Annotated in this window: 18 protein-coding genes and 1 pseudogene; 10 read left to right on the top strand and 9 right to left on the bottom strand. The window is 69.5% G+C overall.

From position 1 onward, the window contains the following. A partial coding sequence (locus ACIGXE_RS34000) for a helix-turn-helix domain-containing protein (RefSeq protein WP_399753681.1) occupies nt 1–263 on the bottom strand: 263 nt, incomplete at its 3' end. 355 nt (nt 264–618) lie between these two features. Here ACIGXE_RS34000 and cutA point away from each other — a divergent pair. Beyond that, nucleotides 619–945 (top strand): divalent-cation tolerance protein CutA, encoded by a 327-nt coding sequence (gene cutA, locus ACIGXE_RS33995; protein ID WP_399753677.1) that lies wholly within the window; start codon nt 619–621, stop codon nt 943–945. Between the two features lie 50 nt (nt 946–995). On the opposite strand, the gene ACIGXE_RS33990 is transcribed toward cutA, so the two are convergent. Beyond that, entirely contained in the window at nt 996–2276 is a 1281-nt protein-coding gene (locus ACIGXE_RS33990; protein ID WP_399753675.1) for a helix-turn-helix transcriptional regulator, read from the bottom strand. A gap of 95 nt (nt 2277–2371) precedes the next feature. Here ACIGXE_RS33990 and ACIGXE_RS33985 point away from each other — a divergent pair, with 95 nt between their 5' ends. From ACIGXE_RS33985 to ACIGXE_RS33945, 9 genes and pseudogenes are all read left to right on the top strand, one after another. After that, complete coding sequence (locus ACIGXE_RS33985; RefSeq protein ID WP_399753673.1) at nt 2372–2896, top strand: ATP-binding protein; 525 nt, start codon at nt 2372–2374, stop codon at nt 2894–2896. Nucleotides 2897–3542: 646 nt separating this feature from the next. After that, nucleotides 3543–3704: a hypothetical protein gene (locus tag ACIGXE_RS33980; protein ID WP_399753672.1), complete on the top strand. Its 162-nt coding sequence runs from the start codon at nt 3543–3545 to the stop codon at nt 3702–3704. Nucleotides 3705–3890: 186 nt separating this feature from the next. Next, a complete protein-coding gene (locus tag ACIGXE_RS33975; protein WP_399753670.1) occupies nt 3891–4220 on the top strand; it encodes a hypothetical protein in 330 nt (109 codons plus the stop codon). Nucleotides 4221–4453: 233 nt separating this feature from the next. Beyond that, nucleotides 4454–4627, top strand: a complete 174-nt coding sequence (locus ACIGXE_RS33970) for an FxLD family lanthipeptide (protein ID WP_399753668.1) — start codon at nt 4454–4456, stop codon at nt 4625–4627. Between the two features lie 179 nt (nt 4628–4806). Further along, complete coding sequence (locus ACIGXE_RS33965) at nt 4807–7833, top strand: lantibiotic dehydratase (protein ID WP_399753679.1); 3027 nt, start codon at nt 4807–4809, stop codon at nt 7831–7833. Beyond that, nucleotides 7833–9101, top strand: a complete 1269-nt coding sequence (locus ACIGXE_RS33960) for a lanthionine synthetase C family protein (RefSeq protein ID WP_399753666.1) — start codon at nt 7833–7835, stop codon at nt 9099–9101. Before ACIGXE_RS33965 ends, ACIGXE_RS33960 begins: the two co-directional genes overlap by 1 nt. Nucleotides 9102–9117: 16 nt before the next feature. Continuing rightward, on the top strand, nt 9118–11199 hold the full coding sequence (fxlM, locus tag ACIGXE_RS33955; RefSeq protein ID WP_399753664.1) for a methyltransferase, FxLD system: 2082 nt from the start codon (nt 9118–9120) through the stop codon (nt 11197–11199). Nucleotides 11200–11275: 76 nt separating this feature from the next. Beyond that, nucleotides 11276–12376 (top strand): hypothetical protein, encoded by a 1101-nt coding sequence (locus tag ACIGXE_RS33950; protein ID WP_399753662.1) that lies wholly within the window; start codon nt 11276–11278, stop codon nt 12374–12376. A 145-nt stretch (nt 12377–12521) separates the two neighbouring features. Next, nucleotides 12522–13632, top strand: a pseudogene (locus ACIGXE_RS33945) (IS30 family transposase); the annotation flags it as partial. A gap of 422 nt (nt 13633–14054) precedes the next feature. On the opposite strand, the gene ACIGXE_RS33940 reads toward ACIGXE_RS33945, so the two are convergent. From ACIGXE_RS33940 to ACIGXE_RS33910, 7 genes are all read right to left on the bottom strand, one after another. Continuing rightward, nucleotides 14055–15956 carry an FHA domain-containing protein gene (locus ACIGXE_RS33940; protein WP_399753661.1) on the bottom strand — a complete coding sequence of 634 codons (1902 nt, stop codon included), beginning with the start codon at nt 15954–15956 and terminating at the stop codon, nt 14055–14057. A gap of 370 nt (nt 15957–16326) precedes the next feature. Next, the gene (polX, locus tag ACIGXE_RS33935) at nt 16327–18069 is read right to left on the bottom strand and encodes a DNA polymerase/3'-5' exonuclease PolX (protein WP_399753659.1); all 1743 of its coding nucleotides are present in this window, start codon (nt 18067–18069) and stop codon (nt 16327–16329) included. Between the two features lie 150 nt (nt 18070–18219). Then, nucleotides 18220–18540, bottom strand: coding sequence for a nuclear transport factor 2 family protein (locus ACIGXE_RS33930; RefSeq protein WP_399753656.1), 321 nt, complete (start codon nt 18538–18540; stop codon nt 18220–18222). 200 nt (nt 18541–18740) lie between these two features. Continuing rightward, on the bottom strand, nt 18741–19019 hold the full coding sequence (locus ACIGXE_RS33925) for an ABC transporter permease (protein ID WP_399753654.1): 279 nt from the start codon (nt 19017–19019) through the stop codon (nt 18741–18743). Continuing rightward, nucleotides 19019–23050 carry a glycosyl hydrolase gene (locus ACIGXE_RS33920; RefSeq protein WP_399753651.1) on the bottom strand — a complete coding sequence of 1344 codons (4032 nt, stop codon included), beginning with the start codon at nt 23048–23050 and terminating at the stop codon, nt 19019–19021. Before ACIGXE_RS33920 ends, ACIGXE_RS33925 begins: the two co-directional genes overlap by 1 nt. Before the next feature lie 160 nt (nt 23051–23210). Then, nucleotides 23211–24623: a M64 family metallopeptidase gene (locus ACIGXE_RS33915; RefSeq protein WP_399753650.1), complete on the bottom strand. Its 1413-nt coding sequence runs from the start codon at nt 24621–24623 to the stop codon at nt 23211–23213. After that, nucleotides 24623–25063 carry a hypothetical protein gene (locus tag ACIGXE_RS33910; protein ID WP_399753648.1) on the bottom strand — a complete coding sequence of 147 codons (441 nt, stop codon included), beginning with the start codon at nt 25061–25063 and terminating at the stop codon, nt 24623–24625. Before ACIGXE_RS33910 ends, ACIGXE_RS33915 begins: the two co-directional genes overlap by 1 nt. Between the last annotated feature and the right edge of the window lie 373 nt (nt 25064–25436).

The following is a 25436-nucleotide window of genomic DNA, read 5'->3' as shown; positions in this document are numbered from 1 at the left end:
TAGGCGGTGTCCAGGTCACGAAGGGACTGCTGGAGGATCACCGACGACACCTCACCGAGCCAAACCCGCTCCGGCGTCTTCTTCGACGCCGTGAGTCGCTTGGACAGCTCGCCGGAGGTGACGAACGCCAGCCCAGCCTCACGGGCGTCCTCACGGGCGCGAAGCGCGTCGTTGAAGACCACCCGAGCGCACCCGAACGCCCCGGCCAGCGAACGACCCTGACCAGCGCTCGGGTACAGACGGAACCCGTATCTGAGTTGCATAGCGATCAGCATACATATTTGGTTCATGCCACCACGCTGGAACCCAAATCCCGACGTACGCACAACCGTCGAGTCGTCTATAACCTGCACGCTCGCTTGGTCTTCATCAAGAAATACCGGCGCAAGGCTATGACCGACGCCGTGCTGACGCGCTGTGAAGACATCTGGCGCGAGGGAATGAAGGGTGCCTTCGCGTATGGCGGTTTCCCTACCAGCTCTCGTGTTCCTCCTGCCTTAGCTCAGCAACGAGGTCGGCCTCGGCCAAGGTGAAGTCTTTGAAGCCTTGGCCGAGGCCGACCGTGTCCCTGACCGCATGGGTAGGGTCGAGGCATACCGTCCAAGGAGGAGCAGCCGCATGGCGACCGAGATCGTGATCGCGCAGACGACCATCGACGACGAGGAGAAGGCGAAGGCCCTGGCGCTGGGGGCCGTTGAGGCTCGAGTGGCTGCCTGTGCGCACATCGACCCGGCCTTCACCGCGGTCTACCGCTGGAAGGGCAGCATCGAGACCGCTCAGGAGTGGCGTATCTCGTACAAGACGACGACGAATCGGCTCCCCGAGCTGGCCGTGTGGGTGGCCGAGAAGCACTCGTACGAGGTCCCGGAGTGGATCACCCTCCCCGTGAGCGGTGGGTCGGAGGCGTACCTGTCCTGGGTGGTCGAGGAGACCACGCCGGCCTGACGAGTGAGGTTCGAGCCCTGGGCCTGTCGGCGTGCCGGAGGCCCGAGGGCTCAGGCCGCGAGTTGTCGCAGGTGGTGGGCCAGATCCCGTTGATCGCTGGGGAGCGATCCTGCGATGGCGAGTGCGCGTTCCCTGCCCATCGTGGTGGACTTGGCTTGGGCGGCGGCCGCGAACTTCCGAGCCACGTCAACAGCTTGGTCCACGTCGCCTCCGCGTAGTAGAGCCATGGCGAGGTCGCCGAGGACGACGACACCGCCGTCTGGCAGGTCATCCCCTAGCCGGGCGAGTGCGCCGTCCGCCGTGGTGGTCAGCTCCGACCGCTGCAGCTGGCCGTACACCGAGAGGGCCAGCGAATCCATTCGGTAAGGGGTTACGAAGCGGACCCACGCCTGTTCGCTGGTGTGGTCCGCGAAATCGTAGGCGAACTTAGCCCGTTCCAAGGCATGGAGGGCCTGGGTGTCATCGCCGAGCTGTGCCGCCTCTTCGGCGTATCTCCCGTGTACCCACGCGGCGGCAGCGGCGTTGCCGCGGCCCCGTACATCTTGAGCTGCTTGCCCCAAGTACCTCAGCTTGTTCACGGGAGCGTGATCGCCGTAGCTGGCATACGCGAGTGCCAGGGCACGCAGTGGCGGGTGGCCAGCAGTTGTCGCGCACTTCTCGGTGACCTTGTAGTAGGCGTCCGCCTTCGCGTGCTCACCCAGGTCCCACGCTACCCAGCCGGCGAGAGCCGCTGTTTCTCCGGCGGCGATGGTGAGGGCGCGTTCGTGCCGACCAGCTTGGGAGAGGACCGCAGTGATCGCGTCGAGGTGCGTTTCGACCTTGTACTGGAGGTGGCGTGGGCTCAGGTTGAGCTCCTGGAGATGCAGATCGGCGGCACGGTCGATCAGAGTGGCCGCGGACGCCTCGTCGACTCTGCTTCCTCGCTCGAGAACAGCGGCCAGCCGCTGCCAGGGTTCGGCAGCCGCGCTCGCGCCGATGAGGGCGCCCTCCAGCACTGTGCGGCGCTTCATGTCATCCGGATCCTCTTCGTCATGGCGGCGTGCCTTCCTCCGCCGAGCACGGGCGGCCTTGGCCTCCCGCTGTAACTCATCGAAGGGGACACCGCAGACCACCGCTATGTGTCCGAGCGTGTGGTTCGTAGGGATGTTCTCGGACTGCTCCCAGCGGCTGATCTCGCGGCGGGTCACAGTGGGTCGGCCAGAGGCCGCGTTGATCGCATCAGCCTCCTGGTCCTGGGTCAGGCCAGCCTTCTTGCGGAGCTGACGGAGCCGTAAGGCAAACGGATCTACTCGCATGAGTGTGACCTCTGTTCGGGGGTGGAAGCCAATCATGGCCCCATCTCCCCCTTCAATTTCCCCCCTTGACAGATTTTTCCCCCGTTAGTTTCCCCTGGTGGATGCCTTCCCATCGCGATGCGATAGGGGACATGACCAGGCTCCAGGAGGCACCCCCGCCCGGCGGGGACATGGATAGCTCCAAGGCCGCGACTCGCGCGGCGACGGTGGCTTCGGCGCAGGACGATCGCCAGGGAACAAACCCTCGCGATGCTCTGCCCACGATGCCCAGTACCTTCCAGGCGACGTTCCTCCCGGCGCCGGAGCGGGTGTCGGGCATCCGCCAGTCGGCGGCAATCTTCCTGCGGACGTCGGGTGTTCCCGATCAGACGGTTGACGACGTGGTTCTTCTTGTCTCGGAGCTGGTCACCAACGCCGTGACCCACGGTCGTGGCGAGGTCTCTCTCCGCGCTCTGGCGGCGAACGGCCGGGTCGCGATCACGGTCTCTACCGAGAGCAAGGAGCGAGCGGTCGTCCGGGAGGCCGGCCTGGAGGATGAGTCCGGGCGCGGGATGTTCCTTGTGGCCGCGCTGGCGGACACGTGGGGCATCGCCTCCGGGATGACCTGGTGCGTCCTTCGGTACGAGCCGGCGGATAGCGGATCGGTGGCGGCATGAGCACGGGATTAACACCGACCGCATTCGCTGCTGGGGCGCGAGACGTCATCACCTCGCTGGAGACTCGTTTCGTCCATGACGAGGACTTGGCGAATGACCTGGACGCGGTTCTCGGTGCACCGTCTGGCCCGGTGAATCTAATCGTTAGGCGGCGGGGGCGCAGGCTACTCGGATTCATGCACCGCCGCTCCCCGGGACCGACATCTCGCGAGGTGGCCGAGGTTAGCCGTGCCATCACGTGTCTGGACCGGACGGTCGCCCGCCTGATCACCATCGCCAAGAGGCGCGAATGGCTGCCGCCGTACCCGGACATCGCGGACGTCGTCGCTCTCGCCGAGGCGGTCAGAAAGCAGCGCGGGATCCCCGTCGGCGACTTCATCACCGATCGCGCACACCTGCGGCATCTGGCGATGGCGGCCGCTGACCTGCTGGCTGCGTTGGACGTGACCGACACAGCCCCTCCTCACTCCCGCTCTCGGTCTGCTGCCGGGCCGTGCTCCCCGCGTGGACCGTACGCGTAGCCCGGGGGCGGGTCCCACTCTCCAGTACGGCACCGCCAGGCGACCCGCCTCAGGGAATGGCAGCGGCGCCGAATTGGACTCCAACCTCGTTCCCCACCACTTCTCAGACACCGAGGAAACTGCACATGTCGCTCTTCGAGAGTGTGCTCACCGCCGCGGTCGCTATCGCCATCGCGGTCCTCGTCGTGGCCGGTGAGCGCGTCGCCCGCGGCAGGGTGCGCTCGCGCACACCGTCGGACACCGAGCCCGTCGCCGTGGCCACCACGGACGAGAGGCACACGTCGTGACGGTACGCGGCGACGTCTTCGTGGCTCCGCGTGACGGTGAGCTTCCGGCCGCGATCGAAGTCGTCTTCGACGGCGACGGCCGGATCGGGTACGACGGCCACAGGCCTCCTGATCGAGCGGTGGAGTGGCCACCGTACGGGCCCCGTGATCTGGGGCGACCACCACTCTCCACGCCAGATCCACACCATGTCCGAACCGATGCGGTGCGCAGGTTGCGGCCAGGCACCCGACACCGACGACCAGGGCACCCTGTGGGTCCTCAACACGCGGCCCGACGTGCTGACCGCCCACCGAGGGGAGCCGATTCGGACGACGGTTCCTCCGATGTGCGTGACGGATGCCGGCCGCGCACTCTCCAGCTGCGTGCCCTTGCGCGGGGCCGCCACCGTCCTGCGGGTCCGCGAGGCCCCGCTCGTCGGGGTGCGCGGCACCCTCTATTCCCAGTCCGGCCACATCCTGCTCGACCAGCACTTCGCGTTGCTCAGCGACCCGTGTGTCCACCAGATGGTGGTGTAACAGCTCGTGCGTGAGCTCGTCGACTACGAGATCGACACGACCACCATCCCCCGTGCATCGCCGCCCGCGATCGTCTTACCGAACTCCAGCTAGGAGCCAGAGCTTCCCGACGCGACTCCGCGTCGGGTCAGCCAGGTCCTGAGCGGCCGCGTAGCCCTTCGTCTCCGCTCCGCCGGTCAGAACCCTGGCAGCAACTGCAAGTCCGAACAGTCGCCTGAAAAGGAGAAGTTGTCATGACGCGCAACGTCGCCCAGAGCACCACCCAGGCCCAGGAGGCCGCACCCCAGGAGGACGGGTTCACCCTGAACGTCGGCCTGCTGGAGGTGTCCGACGCCGCCGGGCTGACCAACCTGACCGACGACAACTGCGGCAGCACCTGCGGCGCCTGCACCACGGGTGTCGCCTGATCCACTGCCGCCCGGCCTGAATCTGGCCGCCCGGCCTGACTGGCTGAGGCCGTCACGTCGATGGCGTGGCGGCCCCAGCCGCCCCTTCCCCTGTCCGGCTCAAGGAGGTACCCGTGACCGCACCACCGGCATTCCGGGCGAGCGCGATCGCTGTCGTTCGCGCCGTCGCGCGGCCGGCCATGGCCGAGCTCTTCTTCCCGAGCTTCGACGACCGTTCCCTCACCGCTGCCGGGGAGCAAGAGACCACGGCTGACCGTCTCGCCTGGGTGCGCACCGTCTGGAGCGAGTCCGCTCTGGCCGAGGCCGTGCGGCACGCCAGCCCGGACCTGGGGGCCCAGGTCGAGGCACTGTGCACGTCTACGGCGCCTTCCGGGCGCGAGGTACGGCGCATCGGGCTCTCCCTGGCCCGCTATCTCCTTCGAGCAGGGCGCAGGCCCACCCCGTTCGGTCTGTTCGCCGGCGTCACCACCGCCACCTTCGGCGATCGGACGGATGCCGTCTGGGGCGAGGACCATGTGGTCGTCGCGCGAGCCGGCGCCGAGTGGCTGTCCCGGCTGGTCGAGCAGCTGGAGAAGAGCGGGGAGCTGCTGCCGCTCCTGTCCGTCGTGGTCAACAGCACGGCCTTCGTACGGGACGGCCACCTGATCGTCCCGTACCAGCACGACGGGCGGCCCGGCCGGCGCCGGGCGGTGGAGGCGGCGATCGAGCTGTCTGCCCCGGTACGCAGTGTCCTCGCCGCAGCGGAAGCGCCGATCAGGTTCGAGGCCCTGGCCGAGAAGCTTGAGGCGGAGTTCCCCGGCGTGATGCCCGAGCGGGTACACGGGCTACTGGCAGGGCTCATCCGGCGAGACGCGCTCATCACCAACCTCCAGGCGCCGGCCACCGAGACCGATGCCCTGGCGCACGTCCTTGCGCAGCTCGACGAGGCCCAGGGCGATGCCCTCGCTTTATTGACCCAGACGATCCGGGACCTGCGCGCTGTCCATGCGGGGCTGCGGCAGTGCAACTCGGCGGCCGACCGTGAAGCGGTAGCGGAACTGATGCGGGAGATGGTGCCGGGCCTTCGCCGTCACCCCCTGGCTCTCGACCTCCGCCTCGATGCGCAGCTTCAAATTCCGGGTGAGGTGGCGCGCGAAGTCGAGCGTGCCGCGACCGTGCTCACGCGTCTCAGCGCCCGCCCGTACGGAACCCAGGGGTGGGGGGAGTATCACCAGCGGTTTTACGAGCGTTACGGCATCGGCACGATGGTGTCGTTGCTCGACGTCGTCGCCGACAGCGGGATCGGATACCCCGGCGGGTACCCGGGCTCCCCGGCGGGTGCCCGCCGCCGGCGTGTCTCCCCTCGCGACGACGTGCTGATCGGGCTCGCCCAGACCGCCGCGCTGGATGGACGCGACGAGGTGGTGCTGACCGACGAGCTGGTGACCGCCCTGGACGTAGGGCCTGAGGAATCGAGGGTGCCGCCGCACCTGGAGGTCGGCGTGCGACTGCACGCGACAAGCGTCGAGGAGGTGCGAAGTGGCCGATTCACCTTGGAGGTCATGAGCGTGTCCCGTGGCGTCGGGGTGGGTGCCGGCCGCTTCGCCAGCGTCCTTGATCCCTCCGCACGCGAGGCGCTGTGCGCAGAACTGGCCGATCTGCCCACGGCCGATGCCGGTACCGATCCCGCCCAGCTCTCCTTTCCTCCACTCCTGCCCGACACCGCGCACGTCACCCGGACTCCTCGCGTCCTGCCGCTCCTCATCAGCCTGCAGGAGCACCGGGAACCCGCTCCCGGCGTGCTCACCCCGACCGATCTCGCGGTGGGCTGCGACGGCCGCCGAATGTACCTGGCCGCCCCCGTTCTCGGCCGCCGTATCGAGGCGGTGGGGATGCACGCGCTGAACCTCACCGAGCACACCCCGCCCCTGGCCCGGCTGCTCACCGAGATCTCCCGTGCCCAGTGCGCCCAGGTCACGGTCTTCGACTGGGGCGCCGCCGCGGCCATGCCGTTCCTCCCGCGCCTGCGCTACGGCCGAACCGTGATCGCCCCGGCCCGGTGGCGGCTGGACGCGGCCGACCTGCCCGGCCGGGACCGTTCCACCGCAGAATGGAGCCTCGCCCTTGCCGGGTGGCGCAACCGCTGGCGCCTGCCCAAGCACGTACAGATCGTTCAGGACGACCGGCAGCTCCCCCTCGATCTCGCCCAGCCCTCCCACCGGAGCCTGCTGCGCCGACATCTCGACCGCACGTCCTCCGCGGTGCTCATCGAGGCGCCCCGACCGGAGGCATACGGCTGGAGCCAGGGGCGGGCCCACGACATCATCGTCCCCCTCAAGGCGACCCGACCCACCGCGTGGCCGCCACTGCCCCAGCCCAGCCCGGCCCGCACGCTCACACCCGCCCAGACGCAGATGCCAGGAACGTGCTCGGTGCTGCTGGCCTCCCTGTACGGGGACCTGCGCCGTCAGGACGCCATCCTGGCCTCGCATGTCCCCGACCTTATCCGCCGACTCGGCGCGCCGCCGTGGTGGTTCGTCCGCTTCCGCGACCCCGACCAGCACCTCCGGCTGCGCATCGCGTTGACGGACCCGGACGATTTCGCCGACACCGCCCGTACGGTGAGCACCTGGGCCGCCGAACTGCAGGCGGCCGGACTGCTGGCGGACCTGCGATACCCCACCTCCTACCGGGAGATGGGCCGCTGGGGTTCCGGGCCGGCGTGGGACGCCGCCGAGAAGGTGTTCCAGGCGGACTCGCGCGCCGTGGCCGCCCAGCTCCTCCAGCCCCGGCGCCCACAGCAGCGCACGCTGGTGGCCGCGCACACGCTCGCGATCACCTCGGCGTTCCTCGGCAGCCCGCAGGCCGGCGCGCGCTGGCTGATCGACCACATCCCGCACCAGGCGCCGGCTCCGGTCCCCCGGCCCCAGTTCGCCGAAGCCGTCCGCCTCGCCGACCCGCGCGACGACTGGGCGGCGCTCCGCGCCGTCCCCGGCGGCGAGGCGATCGTAGCGGGATGGGCCGACCGCGCCACCGCTCTTGCCGCATACCGGGCCCATCTGCCGGGCCCGCACACCGAAGGCGTCGCTCTGGACGATGCCCTGACCTCGCTCCTGCACACCCACTTCGTAAGGCACGTCGCGGTGAACTTCCCCGAGGAGGAGATCTGTCTCTACCTCGCCCGCGCTGCCGCTCTGGCCTTCAAGGCGCGGTCAGGGAGGCCGTAGTGAATGACCCCACGTCTCTGGCACTATCCACGGGCATCGCGGACCTCCTCGCCCACCCCGAGACCGCACCTGCCGCAACGACCGTCGAGGGCACCCGGCAGCATCTGGCTCTCGGCCCGATCGGCATCGCCCTGCTCCACATCGAACGGGCCGCGCGCAGCCTCGGTCCCTGGCAGCGCGCCCACGACTGGCTGGCGGCCGCCGCCCATCGGCCGTTCACCAGCGGCGCTGACAGCCACCCCTTCTACGGTGCTCCCGCACTCGCTCATGTCCTGGCCTGCGCTGCCGAAGGCCTGCCCGGCGCCTACAAGCGCGATCTCGACCTGCTGGACAGGCAGGTGCTCGCCGACGTCCGTGTGCGCCTGGACGCCGCGTACCGCAGGATCGACGCCGGCCAGCTCCCGAAGCTTGCCGAGTTCGACGCCATCCGCGGCCTGGCTGGCTTCGGCCGCTACCTCCTGCGCCGCGACCCCGAAGGCCCGGTGCTGCGCTCGGTCCTCGACTACTGCGTGCGCCTGGTCGAACCGCTCACCCACGACGGGGACGTCCTCCCGGGATGGTGGACGCTCACCGGGCCCTCCGGGCGGCGGAACGATCGCTTCCCCGGTGGCCACGGCAACACCGGCATGGCCCACGGCATCGGTTCCGTCCTGGCCCTGCTCGCGCTCTCCGCCTGCCGCGGCGCCACCGTGAACGGCCACCACGAGGCCATGCGCGCCATCCTGTCGTGGCTCGACCGCTGGGAGAGGAACACCCCGCAGGGCCGGACATGGCCGTACTGGGTCACCCGCGACGAGCTACGCACCGGTCGGCTCACCCCCACGGTGCCCCGGCGCCCCTCCTGGTGCTACGGCGCCGCAGGTCTGGCGCGCGCCCAGCAGCTCACCGCCCTGGCACTCGGGGACCCCTCCCGGCGGGCGGCCGCCGAGGATGCCCTCCTGGACGCCCTCACCGACCCTGCACAACTGCGGGCCACCACGGACGCCGGTCTCTGCCACGGCTTCGCCGGGCTCGCCCACCTCGCCGCTCGTACGGCCGCCGACGCCACCCCCGAGACCGCCACACAGCTCCGCGCCGCCCTGCCCGCCCTGCTCTCCACGCTGCTGCCGCCAGACGCAGGCCCCGAGGAAGCGAGCTCAGCCCTCGTGAACGGCCCCGCCGGTCCCGGTCTCCTGGACGGCGCCGCCGGCATCGCGCTGGGAGCCCTCGCCGCTTCCAGCACCACGCCGCCCCACACCAGCTGGGATGCCTTCCTGCTCATCGCCTGACCCCGAGAGGACCCGGATGCCCGCCGACCACTGGCACCAGCACCAGATCACCTTCCCCGACCGGGAGAGGGCACGAGCCGCCATCGCCGAACGCCTCGCCCCCACGATGCGCGAGGCGGAAACCGACCAGCAACTCAGCGGCTGGTGGTTCATGAACAAGCAGCCCTGGCCGCTCCGATACCTGGCCGAACGCCCCGCACCTGCCGTAGAGACGCTGCTGGACGACCTGGTCGCCGATGGCATCGCGAGCTCCTGGACGACCGGGATCTACGAGCCGGAGACAGACGCCTTCGGGGGCCAGTCCGCCATGACGGCCGCGCACCACCTCTTCCACGAGGACAGCCACCACCTCCTCACCCACCAACTAGGCCCCGGGCGCCTGGGACGGGCCGAGGAGAGCATCCTGCTGCTGAGCAGCATGATGCGCGCCGCAAACCTCGACTGGTTCGAGCAAGCCGACGTGTGGAGCAAGGCCGCTGAACTGCGCCCCCTCCCCGGCGGGCCAGCCCCCGAACGGCCCGCTGCCCTCCTGCCGGCGATGCGAAAGCTGATGTCCACCGAGGCGCGAAGCCTGTGCCGCGCGGGCGGTCCGCTCGACGGCCACGCGGAGTGGATCGCCGCGTTCGAACGGGTGGGCACAACCCTCGCCTACCTGGCCGCCCAGGGCGAGTTGACTCGCGGCCTGCGCGCCGTCATCGCCCACCACGTGATCTTTCACGCCAACCGCGCCGGCCTGCCCTCCGCAGATCAGCACACCCTGTTCCACATCGCACGAGAGGTAGTCATGGGATCGAGTGACAACACCGCGTCCACCCGGGCGAACAGCTCCGCCGCCGATAGCGTCAGCGCGGTGAACACCGACACGCTCACCACACCCGACGCCGAGGCCACGCGCCTGCGCAACGCCCTGGTCGACCAAATCAAGGCCGAGGGCCACGCCCGAACCCCCGAGGTCGAAAACGCCCTGCGTACCGTCCCGAGGCACCGGTTCGTCCCCGACGCGCCGCTCCCCGACGCCTACGCCAACGCGCCGGTGAACATCAAGTACGACTCCGACGGCACGTCGATCTCCTGCGCCTCCCAGCCCAGCGTCGTCGCTCTCATGCTGGACCAGCTCCAGGCCCAGCCCGGCGAGCGCATCCTCGAACTCGGCGCCGGCACCGGCTACAACGCCGCCCTGATCGGCCACCTCGTCGGCCCCGGCGGGCACGTCACCACCCTCGACGTCGACGACGACCTGGTCGAAGGCGCCCGCGCCCGCCTCGCCAACGCCGGATTCATCAACGTCGAGGCCCTGACCCGCGACGGAGCCCTCGGACACGCCGAGGGAGCACCGTACGACCGGATCATCGCCACGGTCGGCGCACACGGCATCCCCCGCCCCTGGCTCGACCAGCTCGCCCCCGGCGGCCGGCTCGTCACCCCGCAGCGGCTCAAGGGCAGCGTCTCGCGCTCCATCGTCTACGAGGAGCGCGATGGCCGCTGGATCTCGTCCGGCTCACAGATGAACACCTTCATGCCGCTGCGACGCGGCATCGCCGACGACGACCGCCGCGTCATTCCCCTCTCCCCGCAGAGCAACGTGCGCCTCCAAGCCCCCGCCGGACAGCAGATCGACGCCGACGCCCTCGCCGGCGTCTTGGAGCAGCCCCGTGTCGAGGAGTGGACTGGGATGAAGGTCCGCGCCATGGAGAGCCCGGAGTGGATGGAGCTGTTCGTCTCCTGCTCCGTGCCCTCCGGCCTGATCCGGATGCTGTTCCCGCAGGCCGCCAAGGGCACCGTCCTCACCGAAGACCCCTACCCGTCGGCCACGGCCGCCGTGGACAAGGGCGCGCTCACCTACCTGGCCCGGCGCCTGCTGGACGAGAAGACACCCGACGGCGGCAAGCTCTGGGAGTTCGGCGTCATCGGCCACGGCCCCGGCAGCGACGAGCTGACCTCCAAGGTGGCCGACGCCATCCGTACCTGGGACCGCGAGTACTGCGGCCGGGAAGCCACGTTCGAGCTCCTTCCGCTCAACGCACCCCCGGTCGAGCAGCGGCCCGGCGTGTTCGTCCTCAACACGCCGCTAAACCGCGTCCTCGTCACCTGGCAGTAGACCGCGGTGCGGGGCCCGCCACTGGGCGGCGGGCCCCGTCGCGCCTACTCGTACCGTTCCCTCTCAGGGAGACCCCATGGACCCGTATGACCCCAAAGCCCGGCGCTTCCCCCTTATCTCCCGCTTCCGCCCCGCCTGCCTGCCACTGCCCCAGCGCATCCGTGCCCTGGTCGAACTCTCCACCACCGCCGAAGTGAAGGCGGACCAGGGACTGGCGTCTGCGGTCTACAACCAGGCGGCGCTCCTCGCCTCCGACCTCGGCCTCCCCGAATTCGCACGGGAATGGTGCCACCAGCACGCCGCCGCCTACCTCCACGCCGCGCCCCTCCCCGGCATGACCGCCATTCGGGCCCTCGAACCGGTGGTCAACCTCGCCCGCCTCCAGATCCGCGCCGGCAACATCGACGACGGCCGCCACCGCCTCCTCGCCCTCTTCGACGCCGTCAGCAACGCCACCGCCGCCCAGTTCGAGGGCGTCCACATCCCCGCAGACCTGACCACCAGCGATGCCGACCGCGACGAGGTACGCGCCTGGCTGTGGCGGGTGATCCTGGCCGACGGCACCCGCACCCTCACCGCCGCCGGCCGCTGGAACGAAGCCCTGGCCCACATCGAAAAGCACAACGGCATCGGACTGCGGATGCTGGACGGTCGACAGGTCGCCGTACTCGCCGCCCTTGGCAGCGACCCCGACCACGCCCTCAGCCTCGTCGCCCAGACGGCTCCCGGGGAGTCCTGGGAGAATGCCATCACCTCCTGCCTGACAGTGATGTGTCACCGAGCCGTACACCGCCCCGTCGACGGACTGCTCGTCGAACTGGCGGACACCTACATACAGCGCGAGCCCGAGATCGGCATGACCGTCTTCGACACTCGGCTCGGGCTGACCGTTCTGGACCTCTGCGACCAACCCGACAGCCACGCGACGCACTGTGTCGTCGCGGAGCTGTACAGCCGAACCATCAACTCCGCCGACGGGTACGCCGCCCGCGAGTGTCTGGCGAACGCCCGCTTCGTTACTCTGGTGTCCCCCGAGAAGGAAAGGCATGCGCGCGGTCTTCTTCACGCGTGTGCATTGGAGAGCGGTGAACTGCCAACGTCCTCGGCTGCCCCTCTGCGGCGGGCTCTCCGGGTCAGCAACAGAGTGATTCAGAAGAGCATGGTGCAACCGCACTAACGAGTTCGTGCACGGCAGGCATCGGATGGCGGCGGGGCACGGCTTCCCATGTGCTGTGCCGAGGACAGGTCCGCGTGGCCAAGGCGGACAACGCGCCCCCTTTCGGTTCCAGCGGTCATCGCAACACCCCAGTTCAGGGAGAGCGATGACCTTCAAGCCCCGCAAGAACCGGCAGCACACCGGGGGCTACAAGCTGCGTGCCGAGCGGGATGAATACTTGCGCCTCATGCAACTCGGATATGGCAACCGCGAGGCCAGCCGCCTCGTCGGCATCAACCCCCGGACCGGTCGTGAGTGCCGAAACGGCCGGCCCTCCGGAGGCAAAAAGCGCCCTGTTGCAGCTTGTGCGGGAGCAACAGGGCGCCTCTTTGTGTTTACGCGAGGAGGAACGGATCCACATCGCCGACCGGCTGCGGGAGAAGGCGAGCATCCGGACGATCGCCGCCGAGCTGGGCCGCAGCCCGTCGACCATCAGCCGGGAGATCCACCGCAACCGGACGGTACTGCCCGACTACAACCGCTGGTACTACCGGCCCCACGCAGCTCAGCGGCGGACCGACGCCCGAAGGCCAGGAAGATTGGGAGCAACCTGCCGTTGCGCGGGTATATACAGGACCGGCTGGAAAGGCGCTGGAGCCCGGAGCAGATAGCGAATCAGCTGCGGCGCGACTTCCCCGGTGACCCTCAGATGCACGTAGTGCACGAGACGATCTACCAAGCCCTTTACGACCAGGGCCAGGGCAAGCTCCGCCGCGAGGTGGCCCCGTGCTTGCGGACCGGCCGGGCCCGACGGAAACCTCACCGCCAGGCCAACAGCCGCCGAAAGCGCTTCGCGATGCCCATGGTCATGATCGGCGAGCGGCCGACCGAGGTGAACGACCGAGCGGTGCCGGGCCACTGGGAAGGAGACTTGATAGTCGGCACCGCCCACAAGCCGGCGATCGGCACACTCGTGGAGCGGTCTACCCGGTTCACGATGCTCATCCATATGCCCGACGGGCACCGGGCTGAGCAATTCCAGCGGGCGCTGACCGACACCACACGCAGGCTTCCGCCCCAGCTGCGACGGTCCCTGTCATGGGACCAGGCAACGAGATCGCCGGCCATGCCGCCTTCACGCTCGCCGCCGGCATGCCGGTCTACTTCTGCGAGCCCCCAGCCCCTGGCAGCGCGGCTCGAACGAGAACACGAACGGCCTGCTGCGGCAGTACTTCTCCAAGCACACTGTCCTCTCCCGCTACAGCCGAGATCACCTAGTGCCGCATCAGAGAACCTTCGCCCTGTTTCCCGGTTCTTCCCGCACCCGCCGGGCCCGCACAGGACGTGGACCGTTCCGTCGGACGGACCGGAGAGCAGCCGGGTCAGACGGTCGAGTTCCTCGTGCCGGCCGCGCAGGGGCCGCGCGGGGTCCCGCAGCCCGAACGGCGGCGCGGTGCTCACCACGGGCTCGGGTGGCAGGACCGGGCCGTCCGGGTTCTCGAAATGGACGGTGACGTCACCGCCGGCCTGGACCACCGGCATGTGGAACGAGCCACCGTGGATGCCGTTCTGGCGCTCCGCCGGTCCGTCGGACCTCATGCCTCACCCCCCTCCCGCGCCCTTCCCGGAAGTAGACACCCTGGGGGCCTCCCCGTCGAGGAGTTGCGCCCCCGCGGCGGGGTCGTCGTGGTTGCCGTGATCACTTCGCGGCGGGGGCCCTTGTGGGGGCGGCCGTGGCCCGCGGGTCCTGCTGGTAGAAGATGTCGATGTCCACCTCTTCGCCCCCGACGATCAGGGTGTCCCACGCCCCGCTCTCCAGCAGGGTGCGCAGGGTGGCGGAGTCGAGTGATTCGATGTGGTTCCGGAGAGTCGAGTCGTCGGGCATTCCGGGAACGCGTGATGCCAGCCGGTCACGGATTGCCCTGAGCCGTTCCATGAGCGCGTCGATGTCCGCGTCCCGTTCCAGGTCGTCCCTCCCCTGAGACTCCTCGATGCTCTGTGCGATCTTCTCCTTGATGGCGCGGCTGACGCCGTTCTCGTCGGTGGTGATCATCGTGTTCCAGGCCCGGCTCTTGTGCCGGTACTGGAGCATGGACATGGCCGCCTCATGGCGAGCGAAATCGGCGTCCCGGAATGCCCTGCCGGTCCACGCCCCGTTGAGGGACCGGGCCAGTGAGATGGCGGAGCCCAGCCCGCTGTTGAGCCCGCGTCCGGGCCAGAAGTGGATGGCGTTGGCGGCGTCGCCGAGCAGGAACCCGTAGGTGCCCGGCGTGGTCGAGGTGGCCGGGCGCAGCCGGGTGGTGAACCGGGGCCGCTGGACCATGTCGAGCCGGAAGGCCGTGACGGCGCTCAGGTCCCTCTCTTCGACACCGAACAGCGCCAGCCCCTGTAGCACGCGCTTCCACAGGGCCGAGCCCCTGACCATGGCGGGCAGGAAGAGCGTGCTGTGCGTCGAGCAGTGGAAGTCGCCGTGGTCGTCGCGTCCCATGACGCACGGGCGTGAGGCGATGCATTCCTCGAAGACATGCCGGACCGGATCGATGCCGATCACTTCCGCGGCCTCGGCATCGGTGAGTCGCATGTTGAGAAATCCCTCGCCGCGAAGGGCGTTCAGGAGGAATCGGTTCTGAGCCACGGTCAGCAGGACGGTCATGGGGTCCGTCAGATTCGATTTGACCCGCAGGCCCAGGACTACATCCTGAATGTGCTCACCGTGCAGGGAGTAGATGGACTTGTCGGCGTTGCCGAACTTGTCGGTGAAATACTCCCGCGTGCGGGAGCGCCCTCCCTCGCAGACGGCGAGTACATGGTCCTTGCCCTCGGCCTGGTGATACTCGGCCGGGTCGAAGACTTCGGGAACAAGTCGGATCCGGTCCGGCTTTTCGTTGGCCAATTCGAGGAGAGTGTCCTCGATGTAGGCGATCCGGAGGTTCCTCGGTTTGTAGCCGCGCAGCGAATCGGGGCCCACCGGCCACATCTCGGAGTACGCGTCGCCACGAAACAGGCGTCCCTGCACTTCTTCGGGGAGGTTCAGGTATTGGCGACTCTGCACGGTGACGACCTGCTGCCGCCTGACGTTGCCCTGCCCCTCGCTCTTCCAGACGACCTTCTCCCCCTCCTGGACCCACCGTCCGTCGTACACGGTGACGGCCACCCGCGGCCCCATGAGATGTTCGAGAAGCAGGGCGAAACCCAGGCCGACCGGACCACCGCCGGACACCGTGACCTGCAGCACGGGCCCTGCCGCCAGGGTCGCCCTGGAGGGAGCGAGCGGCCCCAGAACGGAGAGGTCGAGGATGGTCTCCATCGCGTCCGCCGCTTCGAAGCGGAAGGTCTCGGTTCCTATCTCGACGAGGTCTCCGGGCTGCAGTTCATGCGAGGTCACACGCACCCCGTTGACTCGCGTTCCGTTACTGCTGCCACTGTCGTACAACACGAATCCGTGGCGTTCCCGACGCACCTCGGCATGGAAGCGCGAAACGTTCCCCACCGTGATCACCACACTGTTGTCACTGCTGCGGCCCAGGGTTACCGGTGTGGCGCCGATCGGGAACTGCTGTCCTGCCAGAGAGCCTTTGTGGCCGACGAGCCGAGGAGGCATGGGTCACCCAATTCCATGAGTCACGGATCCGATGACGAAATGCGCGACCGGCCACCGGACAACAACACCCCCTGTGTCACACACCGCGAGTCGACCGGCACGCAGAGCAATACTATTCCGGACACGAGGCGGATGAGAAGCACGCGAACCGACTGATCATCACACCGTGGCCATCACGTAAAGATGTAACAGCGGAGGTCCGATCGGGAATGCCGGGTCGCACGTGAACAATGCGACGGGAGTAACTCCATGTGCTGTCCCATACGGGGCTGGGGCGGACTGTCCGGACTGTCGAGGGCGCCTTCGTCCCGGGAGTGTCACCGCCGACCGTCACAGAACGACGAGCTACGCACCTCACCCAGGTCTCGCTTCAGGCATCCTTCTCGCGCAGGCCCCTCTTGCCCACGAACTGGCGCAGCCTCGTCAGCGGCCAGGTGTTGATGACGTCGTCCTTCGTCAGCCAGCCGCGCTGGGCCGTGGCCACGCCGTAGCGCATGTACGAGAGATGGGTGGTGGCGTGCGCATCCGAGTTCACGGCGAACCTCACGCCGTACCGCTTCGCGCGCGGGATGTCCTCGTCGCACAGGTCGAGTCGCTCGGGATGCGCGTTGACCTCCAGAGCGGTGCCCGTCCGCGCGCAGGCCTCGAAGACCGCGTCGAAGTCGGCGTCGATGCCGGGGCGTTTGCCGATCCGGCGGGTGGTGGGATGACCGATGACGGCGACATAGGGGTTCTCGCAGGCGCGGACGAGGCGGCGGGTGAGCTCCCACCTGCTCTGGTTGAAGTGGGAGTGGACCGAGGCCACACAGATGTCGAAGCCCGCGAGGAACTCGTCGGGCCAGTCCAGGGAGCCGTCCGGGCCGATGTTGAGTTCCGTGCCGTGCAGGAGCCGCATCCTGTGGTGCGTGCCGTCGAGCGCGCGTACGCGCTCGCGCTGGGCGAGGACCTTCTCCTCGGTCATGCGCTGCATGTACAGGTTCGGGGCGTGGTCGGTGACGGCGTAGTAGGCGTATCCGCGTGCGGCGGCGGCACCGATCATGTCCTCCAGCGAGGCCAGGCCGTCGGTGAGGTCGGTGTGGGTGTGCAGATCGCCGCGGATGTCCTTCTCCGTGAGAAGCGCGGGGAGTTCGCCGCGCAGGCCGGCCGCGATCTCGCCGCGGTCCTCGCGCAGCGTCGGCGGGATCCAGGGCAGTCCGAGCCTGGCGTAGATCGCTTCTTCCGTCTCGGACGTAATGGTCTCGCCGCTCTCGGCGTCGAAGAGTCCGTACTCGGACAGCTTGAGGCCGTGGCGCACCGCCAGTTCGCGCGTGCGGATGTTGTGCGCCTTGGAGCCGGTGAAGTACTGCAGTCCCGCGCCCCAGGAAGCCGGGGGGAGGACGCGTAGGTCCACCTGGAGGCCCGTGACGGTCCGTACGGAGGTCTTCTTCTCCCCGTGCGCGATCACCTCTGCCGTGACCGGAAGGGCGACGAGGGCATCCATGAACGGGGCGGACCGGCGCGCCGCCACGAGGATGTCGAGGTCGCCGATGGTCTCCTTCATACGGCGCAGGGATCCCGCGTACGCGCACCGGAGGCAGCCCCGGATGTCCGACAGCTCCCCGACGAGCTGCTCGGCCATGTCCATGGCGGCGCTGACGAGGATCCGGCCCTCGCCCGCCTTCTGCAGGACGGCGATGCCGTGCAGGATGTTCTCCTCGGTCCGTTCCCCGAAGCCCGGCAGGTCGCGCAGCCGTTCCTGACGGACGGCGTCGATCAGCTGCTCGACGGTGGTGACGCCCAGCTCCTCGTAGAGGACCATGGCCTTGCGGGGGCCCAGCCCCGGAATCGCGATCAGCTCGCGCACACCGGCCGGCACGAACGTCCGGGCCTCGTCGACGACGGACATCCGGCCGGTCCGCAGGTACTCCAGGATCTTGTCGGCAACGGACCTGCCGACGTTCGGGATCTCGAGGAGCCCTTTCGCGTCCAGTCCGGAGATGTCCTGCGGGTAGCCCCCGACGGCACGTGCGGCCTTCTCGTAGGCGCGCGCCTTGAAGGCCTCCCCGCCCCGGATCGCGATGAGGTCGGCGTACTCCTGCAGCAGCGCCTCGACCTCGTCGTTGGCTCGTGCCATACCTCCAGGGTCCCTCGCGTGTGCCGGGCAGGCACGCCGACGCTGCCGAGGTGGGTACGGCAGGCCGATGGCGAGACAGAGGGTGACCAGCGGATACCCGAGGGCCGCCCCGAAGGGCGGCTCCCGGCCGCGGCCCCTCTCGCCCCCTGGTCAGGCCTGATCGGTCTCGAAGCGGCTGATGCGGCCGTCGGAGACCGTGAACCGCCAAGCGGTGCGCATCTCGCCCCAGGTGTCGTTCCGGTAGTCGACGATGAGGGATCGGCCGTCTTCGGTCTGCTTCTCGACCGACATGTGACCGCGGGAGGAGAAGATCTCGCGGTCCGCCCAGTCGGTCAGATCGCGGTCGGAGCCGTCGTCGGACATGGTCGCGTCGGGGGTCAGAACGGCGCGGAAGGCCTCCTGGTCACCGGAATTGACGGCGTTGACGAAGGAGCGGACGGCGGGGTCGACGAGCTGGTCCGGCTTGATCATGGGGTCTCCCGGTCGTGGTCGTGGTGCGCGTGCGACCAGAGAACACCCTCGGGAGGGTCCGCAGGCCGACCCTCACCCGTTCGCGCCGGGTGGCGTGTCAGGAGGAAACCGCACTTTCCGTTCACCTCCGGTTACGCGATCGAAGGGGCCGGGGTCATCCGGCAGCAGCTCGCCGCATGGGGTTGTCGCCTGGGGTGCTCTCATCGCCCGGTGTGTGCGCCGGCCGGGTGCGCTCGGCGCCATTCCAGCCGCGCACCGACGGCGCACAGGACGGCGACGAGGGCCGTGAGCGCCACGACGAGCCACTCCAGGGCTCCGCTTCCGGCGTCCGGTTCGACGTCGAAGAGGAGCTCGATCCAGTCGCGCCGGACGAGGGTGAGGACAAAGAGCAGGGCGGCGACGGATCCCAGGACCACTTCGGCCCAGAAGCGGGGGCGGAGCGTGGTGCGCTCGGGGTGGTGGGCTGGCTGATGGGACATCACGGGGCCTGTTCTGTCTGTGCGTCCTGCGAGCCCGCGGGGTCGGGGTGGGTGGGCCGGACGACGTAGGTGCTGCCGCCCAGCAGTTGGTCCTGGAACTCCTGCAGGACGTGGAACTCCACCGGGCGGTCGGCCACGCCCTCGGGCAGCCGGACGTTGACGGCGAGACCGCGCGAGCCGCGGTCAGGGTCGATGTGCACGCCTTTCAGCACGTTCTTGCGGTTCTCGTCCGGCTTCATCACGAACGAGCGCGCGAAGTCGAACTTGCGTACCAGCCCGTTGCGGTCGGTGAAGGTGGCGGGGAGGAACTGCTCCGCGTTCTGGAGCTGCTCCACCCCATGGCCGGGCTGCGGCCCCTGAGCGTTCCCGAGCTTCTCGAAGGTGATGTAGAGCTGCGTCCCGGCGGGCAGGTTCGCCCAGTCGAACCGTACGGTGAACGGCTGGGCGGTCTGCTTGAAGTTGTTGAGCATGACGACGAAGGCCCTGGACGGTGCGACACCACCGGGCAGCGCGTTCTCCACCTGGAGGTTCTTCAGCGCGGCATGCTTCCGGGAGGTCACCAGCGTCCCCACGTCGCGGGTCTGGACGGCCTGGACGGGATCCTCGTCGCACGTGGCGACGGCGAGGATGCAGGAGTGCGCGGCGGCTGTGGACGGGATGAGGAAGTCCCACTCGGCCACGCCCGGCTCCGCCGCCTCCAGCCGCGCGAACGTCCTCGCCGGGCCGAGGGGCGTGTAGTCGGTGGCGTCGGGGTCGGCGTCGAAGGGCCTGCCGCCGGACCAGAAGTCCGTGGGCAGCAGCGGCAGGCCGGCGGAGGCGCTGGCCAGGAACGCCCGTACGCGCACGTTCGTCGCCGCGCTCACGCCCCGGTTGTGGACCTGGACGTAGAAGCGGTTCAGGCGGTCCCGGCGCGCGGTGCGGTGGGCGATCGTGGTCAGCGCGACGTAGTCGCCGACCGGGGTGGCCGTCTGGTAGGTCGGTTCCGGGGCGTCCACGACGATGTCGGGACTCTGCCACCACCACATCACGCCGGGCGTGGCGCTCGGGTCGAAGGGGTCCGCGACGCCGGAGGGGCCGGGCTGGACCCGTCCGGAGTCGAGAACCGTGTCGCGCAGATACAGGTCGACCGTCTTCGCCTGCGCCGCGTCGACGGGCCGCTCCCAGACGCTGCGGCCGTGGGTGGCCGCGCGCAGCAGCCGGCTCTTGGCGTGCAGGACGAGGTCGAACACCGGGGAGTTGGGCAGCCCCTCGTCCCACGCGGTCCAGGTCAGGCCGGCGTTCTCGGTCCGGAAGACGCCGATGTCACCGCCGCAGAAGAGCCGGTTGCTGTCGGTGGGGTCGATGACGATCGAATTGATGGGATTGGCCTGCAGCAGGCCGCCGGAGCGCGAGGTCCACACGCCGTCGGTCGCGGCGCACCGGTAGACGTGGTCGCTGCTGAACTCTCCGGACTCCTCGGTCTTCTGCAGGGCTGCGATCGTCACCCAGACGGTGCCCGCGGTGTCGACGGCGATGTCCGAAATACACAGCGCAGGCAGGGGTGGGGCGGTCAGCTCGGTGCGGGACACGTCGGCGGGGTTCCATGTCGCTCCGGTGCGCCGGAACCGGTAGACGTGGCCGTCCTTCGTCGCGGCGTACACGGTGGTGCTGTCGGTCGGGTGGACGGCGATCGCCGTGATCGCCTTGACCGGCGCCGCCGAGATGGCCGACCAGGTGTCCCCGCTGTTCGCGCTGCGCCAGAGCATACCGCCGCCGTAGTAGCAGGTCGTGGGGGTGGCCGGGTCCAGGGCGAAGGGGCCGTAGAACTCGACGTCGTTGTCGGCGATCCCGCTGTTCTTCATGTTCCAGACGGCGCCGGCGTCGTCGGACCGCAGGATGGTCGCGTGGGTGTACTGCATGAACATACGGGTGGGCTTGGAGGGGTCGATGGCGGTGAATCCGCCGTCCCCGCCCCTCGACAGGGTCCAGGCCGGAGTCCCCGCGTAGCGCTGGACGCCGTTGTCCTGGGTGCCGCCCAGCATGACGTTCTCCCATTCGGGATGCAGGGAGAGCGATTCGAACTGCAGCGTCGCCAGGTCGCGGTTGCGGTGGCTCCACGTCACGCCCGTGTCGGTGGAGATCTGCACACCGCCGTCGTTGGCCTCCCAGCAGGTGGAGGGGTTGACGGGATCGAAGACGAGAGCGTGGTGGTCGTCGTGGACGTTCGCGACGTAGTCGAAGACGCCGCCACCCGTGGTCGAGCGCCACAGGCTGCGCTCGGCCACGAACACGATGTCGGGATCGGTCGGGTGCACGGCCACGTCGAGGGCCCACCAGCTCTGGTTGGTGAAGCCGAAGGTGGCCGTGTGGGTGTGACCGGAGAAGTCGCTGGTGGTCAAGGTCACCTGTCCGCCGCCGGCCAGACGGGCGAACTGCTGCGCCGTGAACGACACGGTGTGTGCGTGGGTGGGGACTCCGGTCGACGAGCTCGTGTACGTGTGGGGAGCCGTCGGTGCCGTCATGTCCGAGGCGGGCACGGTGAACTTGTGGTCGTGGCCCGCACTCGGGGATGTCGTCGGCCCGGCAGGAGAGTTGAGGCGCATCGGAACCGCCGACCACGTGGCGCCCGCGTCCGTCGTCCTGGCGAGCGCGACGAAGCCCGGGTACCAGGCGAACAGGGCCAGAATCAGGCTGGGGTTCTCCGCCTGCTGCGCCAGCGCCACCCGGTCGAACGTGCCGGCCGCGGGCAGCTCCGTGCTGTTGATCACCGTCCAGGCGGACCACGCCCCGTTGGTCCGCGTGCTCGTCCACAGCGCCTGGCCGAAGGCGGCAGTGATGACCTTGATGGTCCCCTGCGGGCCCGGCATGCGCAGGACCACCATGTCGGTGAACAGGCCGGGGCCCGTGCGGAGCATCCAGTTCACGCCGCCGTCGGTGCTCTCGAAGACACCGATGCTGGAGGACAGCAGCAGGCCCTTGCCGGTCGAGTCCGTCGGATCGAACACAAGGCGGGTGATCTCCGCCCGTTCGAAGCGCGCCGTCGCCAGCTCCGTCCAGGTGTTGCCGCCGTCGGAGGAACTCAGCAGCCCGTTGCCGTAGTACGTGTCGGCCGAGGACTGGAGCTCCCCCGTTCCCGCGACGATGTGGAGGTGGTCGTTCGGGTCGATGGCGAGGGCGCCGATCGCCAGGCTGCGCTGGAAGTCCGACTTCGGCGTCCACGTCTGCCCGCGGTCCGTGCTCTTCCACACGCCGCCGTTCGCCGTGCCCAGGTACACCGTCTTGGGGTCGGTGGGGTCGATGGCGATCGCGAGGGCGCGGCCGCTGTAGCCGGTGCCGAAGGACACGACCGGGCCGGGACCCACCGGCGTCCAGTTGGTGCCGCCCGTGACCGGCGGCGCCGGGAAGGTGCCCGGGCCTTGGTCCGCCGTGGCCCGAAGGGCCGCTTCCCTTCCGGCCCGACGCTCCCGAAGCGCCCTGATCTGCGAAATCTGCTTCTCCCGCACGCCGGGCGGGATGCGGCCGAGGTGGCCGAAGCGGCGCTCCCAGTGGAATCGCTCGCGCTCGAAGGCGCTGTCGCTCGCCTCCCGCTCCTGAGCGGGCCCGTTCCCCTGTCCGTCGTCGGGACCCGTCGGCGGGACGTCGCCGCCGCGCGCCTGCTCGCCACGCGCCCTGACCACCACCCGGGTGTGGGCGCTGCCCTCGTACCCGTCCTGCGCGTACCCCTCCCCCGTCTCGGCGTAGGTGGCCCCGATGTGGTGCTCGCCCGGCTCCATCCGGAGCGTCGAGAGCCGGCACAGGAAGACCCCGGTACCGTCCGGCCGGATCGCCTCGCCCTTGTCCCGGGCGGGATCGGCCAGGGTCAGCCCCTGCAGTACACGCTCCGGCAGGACCGCCTGACCGTCGACCGACAGCCGGACCGGCCAGCTCTGCCAGCCCGTCCCGCGGATCTCGAGCGGCATGCCCCGCCTGCATTCGGGGAGGCTCACTTCGAGCTGAGGGGTGGCGGCCGCTCCCCCGTCGGACCGGCCGGTGCTGCTTCCGTAGCCGTCCATGAATCTCACGATAGGCGCAGGTCAGGGGCAGTGCCCTGTGCAAGCTTCAATGTTTGAACGGGGGTCGATGCCGGGGCTTCGCGGTGGGGGGGGGAGCCGGGGAGAGAGGTTGGGGAGGGGGGTTGGGGAGGGGGTTGGGGTAGGGCTCGATGCCCGGGTTCTACGGATGGGGGAATGCCGGGGCGCGGGTGGCGATGGTGTGGGTGTTCCCGGCTCCGTCGGTGACCTGGGCGGTGGTGTCGCGCGGCGGATGGTCCGATGCGAGGCCGATGGTGAAGCTGCTGTGGGCGGCCGCGACGCCGGGGGCGGCGAAGGCGATGGTGAGGCGGTTGTCCCGCTGTGTGACGGATGCGGGCCGGACCGTTCCGGGTCCGCCTTGGGTGATGACGAAGAGGTCCGCGCCGCCGGTTCCGTCGTAGTTGATGCGGCTGACGGGGCCGAAGTCGAAGCTGAGCGTACGGACGGCGGATGCCGGAAGTGGCCCGGTGACCGGTGTCATGTCGACGCGGTACTCGTACGGGTAGCAGCCCGCGCCGACCGAGCCGGCGACGCCGCGCGGGTACAGGCGCGACTGGAGCGAACCCGATCCCGTGGCGCCGGCGATCTGGATGGCGGGGGCGATGTCGTTCGGCGCGGGCTCGCCGGAGGGGGCGAACGCACACTCGACGATGGTGGACGTCACGTCCACGGCGCGCAGGGCCCACTCGAAGGGGTTCAGCGTACGGCGGATCGCCTGCCGGCAGACGGCGCAGAAGGGGGTGAGGTTGCGCATCATGCAGTTGAACGCCGGCCGGAACAGACCGCAGTGGTAGTAGCCCGCGCCTTCGAAGGCGCCGATCGTGCCCGCGGCCGCGGGGTTGGTTTGCGGGTCGCACACCGCGCAGTTGGCGTTCCGGGACGTGGGCATCACCGTGGCCGCCTGGACCAGCGCCGCCCATTTGATGGTGGTGCGGCCGGAGTCGAGGGTGACGTTCGGTGCGGTCGGTTCGATGCCGCTGTACGAGTCGTGTCCGCTCTCGCCGCTGGTACAGCCGGCCCAGGACTCGTACTCGTCGGCGAGCTTGAACGCGGAGTGTCCCAGTTCGTGCACGGCGACCGTGACCCAGTTGGTGGCCGTCGAGGTCACGGCGATGGTGCCGCCCGAGCCTCCGTACTTGGCACTGTTGACCACCACGATCCCCTGGTGCCAGGACGGGACCTGGGCCTTGAGCACGCCCTCCACGATCGACGTGTTCGCCGTCAGCAGGCGCTCGAGCCCGCCGGTGCAGTACGTGGCGTCGAAGTAGGTCTTCGCCGTCACTCCCGTTCCGCCGCAGGGCGCGGGGTCGTCGGCGCCGCTGTCGGTGGAGGTGACGTCCACGCGGTAGATGTTGATCCTGCCCTGCATCGCCGCCTCGTCGAACGGCGGCATGGCGAAGAGCTGGCCGACGAAGAACTGCGCGTCCGCGTGCCACTGGGTCATCTCGCTGCTCTTGTAGCCCTCCGAGAGCAGGACGAGGTTCCACCGCGAGGCGGCCGGGCCGCTGTTGTGGAGCAGCGTCGTGCCGAGGACGGTGCCGTCGCCCGTACCCATCAGGATCCGCTCCCCTCGGCGCCGTGCCCCAGTGCGTACCGGGCGACCGTGTGCGTCTTCACGGTGATGCGCAGCAGCGCCACCTCCTTCGCCTCCGCCAACGCGGGCACCAGGACGTAGAAGCGTCCCTTGGCCTGGGAGACCGGCTGGTGCGTGAAGGGCCGGTCCGGATCGGCGGAAGGAACCTCGGCCTCTTCGATGACGGGGTTGTCCAGCGGATGGCTGTGGAGCCGCTGTCCCCGTGCGTTCAGCAGGTCCACCCGGTAGCTGACCGAGACGCCCGGCTCTTCGTTGGGGCCCGCCGGGGCCAGGCCGACCGCCAAGCCCTGCTGAACCCCCTGACCGCCCGGAAGCACCAGGTCGACGTGCTCGCTGGCGATCAGTTCGATGTGGTGGCCTTGGTACTCGAAGGTGAGCCGTATCGCACCGCTACCACTCATCAGGTACGCCTCCTCGGATCCGGTCACCCGGACGCGGTCGTCACGTCCACCGGACCACCATCGAACGCGGCGCGCCACCACGCGCGCCCCTCTCCGCAGTGCTTGGCGGGGGCGGACAGCGACGCGCCGACCGGTGGGCAGGAGACGGTCGGGCTACGCCGAACGAGTGACGATGCGGGCGGTCGCGCCCCGGCGGTAGCCCCATCCCGTGCTCCGCGGCAGGTCCGGCGGCGCGGCCGTCGGTACTGAAAGATCGGACAGTGCCCGCTGCCCGTGCTTGCTCCTCGCCGGGCTGGCCGGCTGGCCGGCTGGCCCGGCGGCCAGCCCGGCCCAGTGACGGTTTCGCCGACCCGCTCCCGGCCGTGCGGGGGCT

The sequence above is a fragment of the Streptomyces sp. NPDC053431 genome, assembly GCF_044544925.1.
Taxonomy (GTDB): domain Bacteria; phylum Actinomycetota; class Actinomycetes; order Streptomycetales; family Streptomycetaceae; genus Streptomyces.
This window is presented reverse-complemented; position numbering and strand designations above follow the sequence as displayed.

Bases quoted from the DNA above. Each gene is read 5' to 3' on its own strand.
- polX (WP_399753659.1), bottom strand. From the start codon at position 18,069: ATGGCACGAGCCAACGACGAGGTCGAGGCGCTGCTGCAGGAGTACGCC.
- ACIGXE_RS33975 (WP_399753670.1), top strand. From the start codon at position 3,891: ATGTCCGAACCGATGCGGTGCGCAGGTTGCGGCCAGGCACCCGACACC.
- fxlM (WP_399753664.1), top strand. From the start codon at position 9,118: ATGCCCGCCGACCACTGGCACCAGCACCAGATCACCTTCCCCGACCGG.
- ACIGXE_RS33950 (WP_399753662.1), top strand. From the start codon at position 11,276: ATGGACCCGTATGACCCCAAAGCCCGGCGCTTCCCCCTTATCTCCCGC.
- cutA (WP_399753677.1), top strand. From the start codon at position 619: ATGGCGACCGAGATCGTGATCGCGCAGACGACCATCGACGACGAGGAG.
- ACIGXE_RS33980 (WP_399753672.1), top strand. From the start codon at position 3,543: ATGTCGCTCTTCGAGAGTGTGCTCACCGCCGCGGTCGCTATCGCCATC.
- ACIGXE_RS33990 (WP_399753675.1), bottom strand. From the start codon at position 2,276: ATGATTGGCTTCCACCCCCGAACAGAGGTCACACTCATGCGAGTAGAT.
- ACIGXE_RS33925 (WP_399753654.1), bottom strand. From the start codon at position 19,019: ATGTCCCATCAGCCAGCCCACCACCCCGAGCGCACCACGCTCCGCCCC.
- ACIGXE_RS33970 (WP_399753668.1), top strand. From the start codon at position 4,454: ATGACGCGCAACGTCGCCCAGAGCACCACCCAGGCCCAGGAGGCCGCA.
- ACIGXE_RS33965 (WP_399753679.1), top strand. From the start codon at position 4,807: ATGGCCGAGCTCTTCTTCCCGAGCTTCGACGACCGTTCCCTCACCGCT.
- ACIGXE_RS33930 (WP_399753656.1), bottom strand. From the start codon at position 18,540: ATGATCAAGCCGGACCAGCTCGTCGACCCCGCCGTCCGCTCCTTCGTC.
- ACIGXE_RS33915 (WP_399753650.1), bottom strand. From the start codon at position 24,623: ATGGGTACGGGCGACGGCACCGTCCTCGGCACGACGCTGCTCCACAAC.
- ACIGXE_RS33920 (WP_399753651.1), bottom strand. From the start codon at position 23,050: ATGGACGGCTACGGAAGCAGCACCGGCCGGTCCGACGGGGGAGCGGCC.
- ACIGXE_RS33910 (WP_399753648.1), bottom strand. From the start codon at position 25,063: ATGAGTGGTAGCGGTGCGATACGGCTCACCTTCGAGTACCAAGGCCAC.
- ACIGXE_RS33940 (WP_399753661.1), bottom strand. From the start codon at position 15,956: ATGCCTCCTCGGCTCGTCGGCCACAAAGGCTCTCTGGCAGGACAGCAG.
- ACIGXE_RS33985 (WP_399753673.1), top strand. From the start codon at position 2,372: ATGACCAGGCTCCAGGAGGCACCCCCGCCCGGCGGGGACATGGATAGC.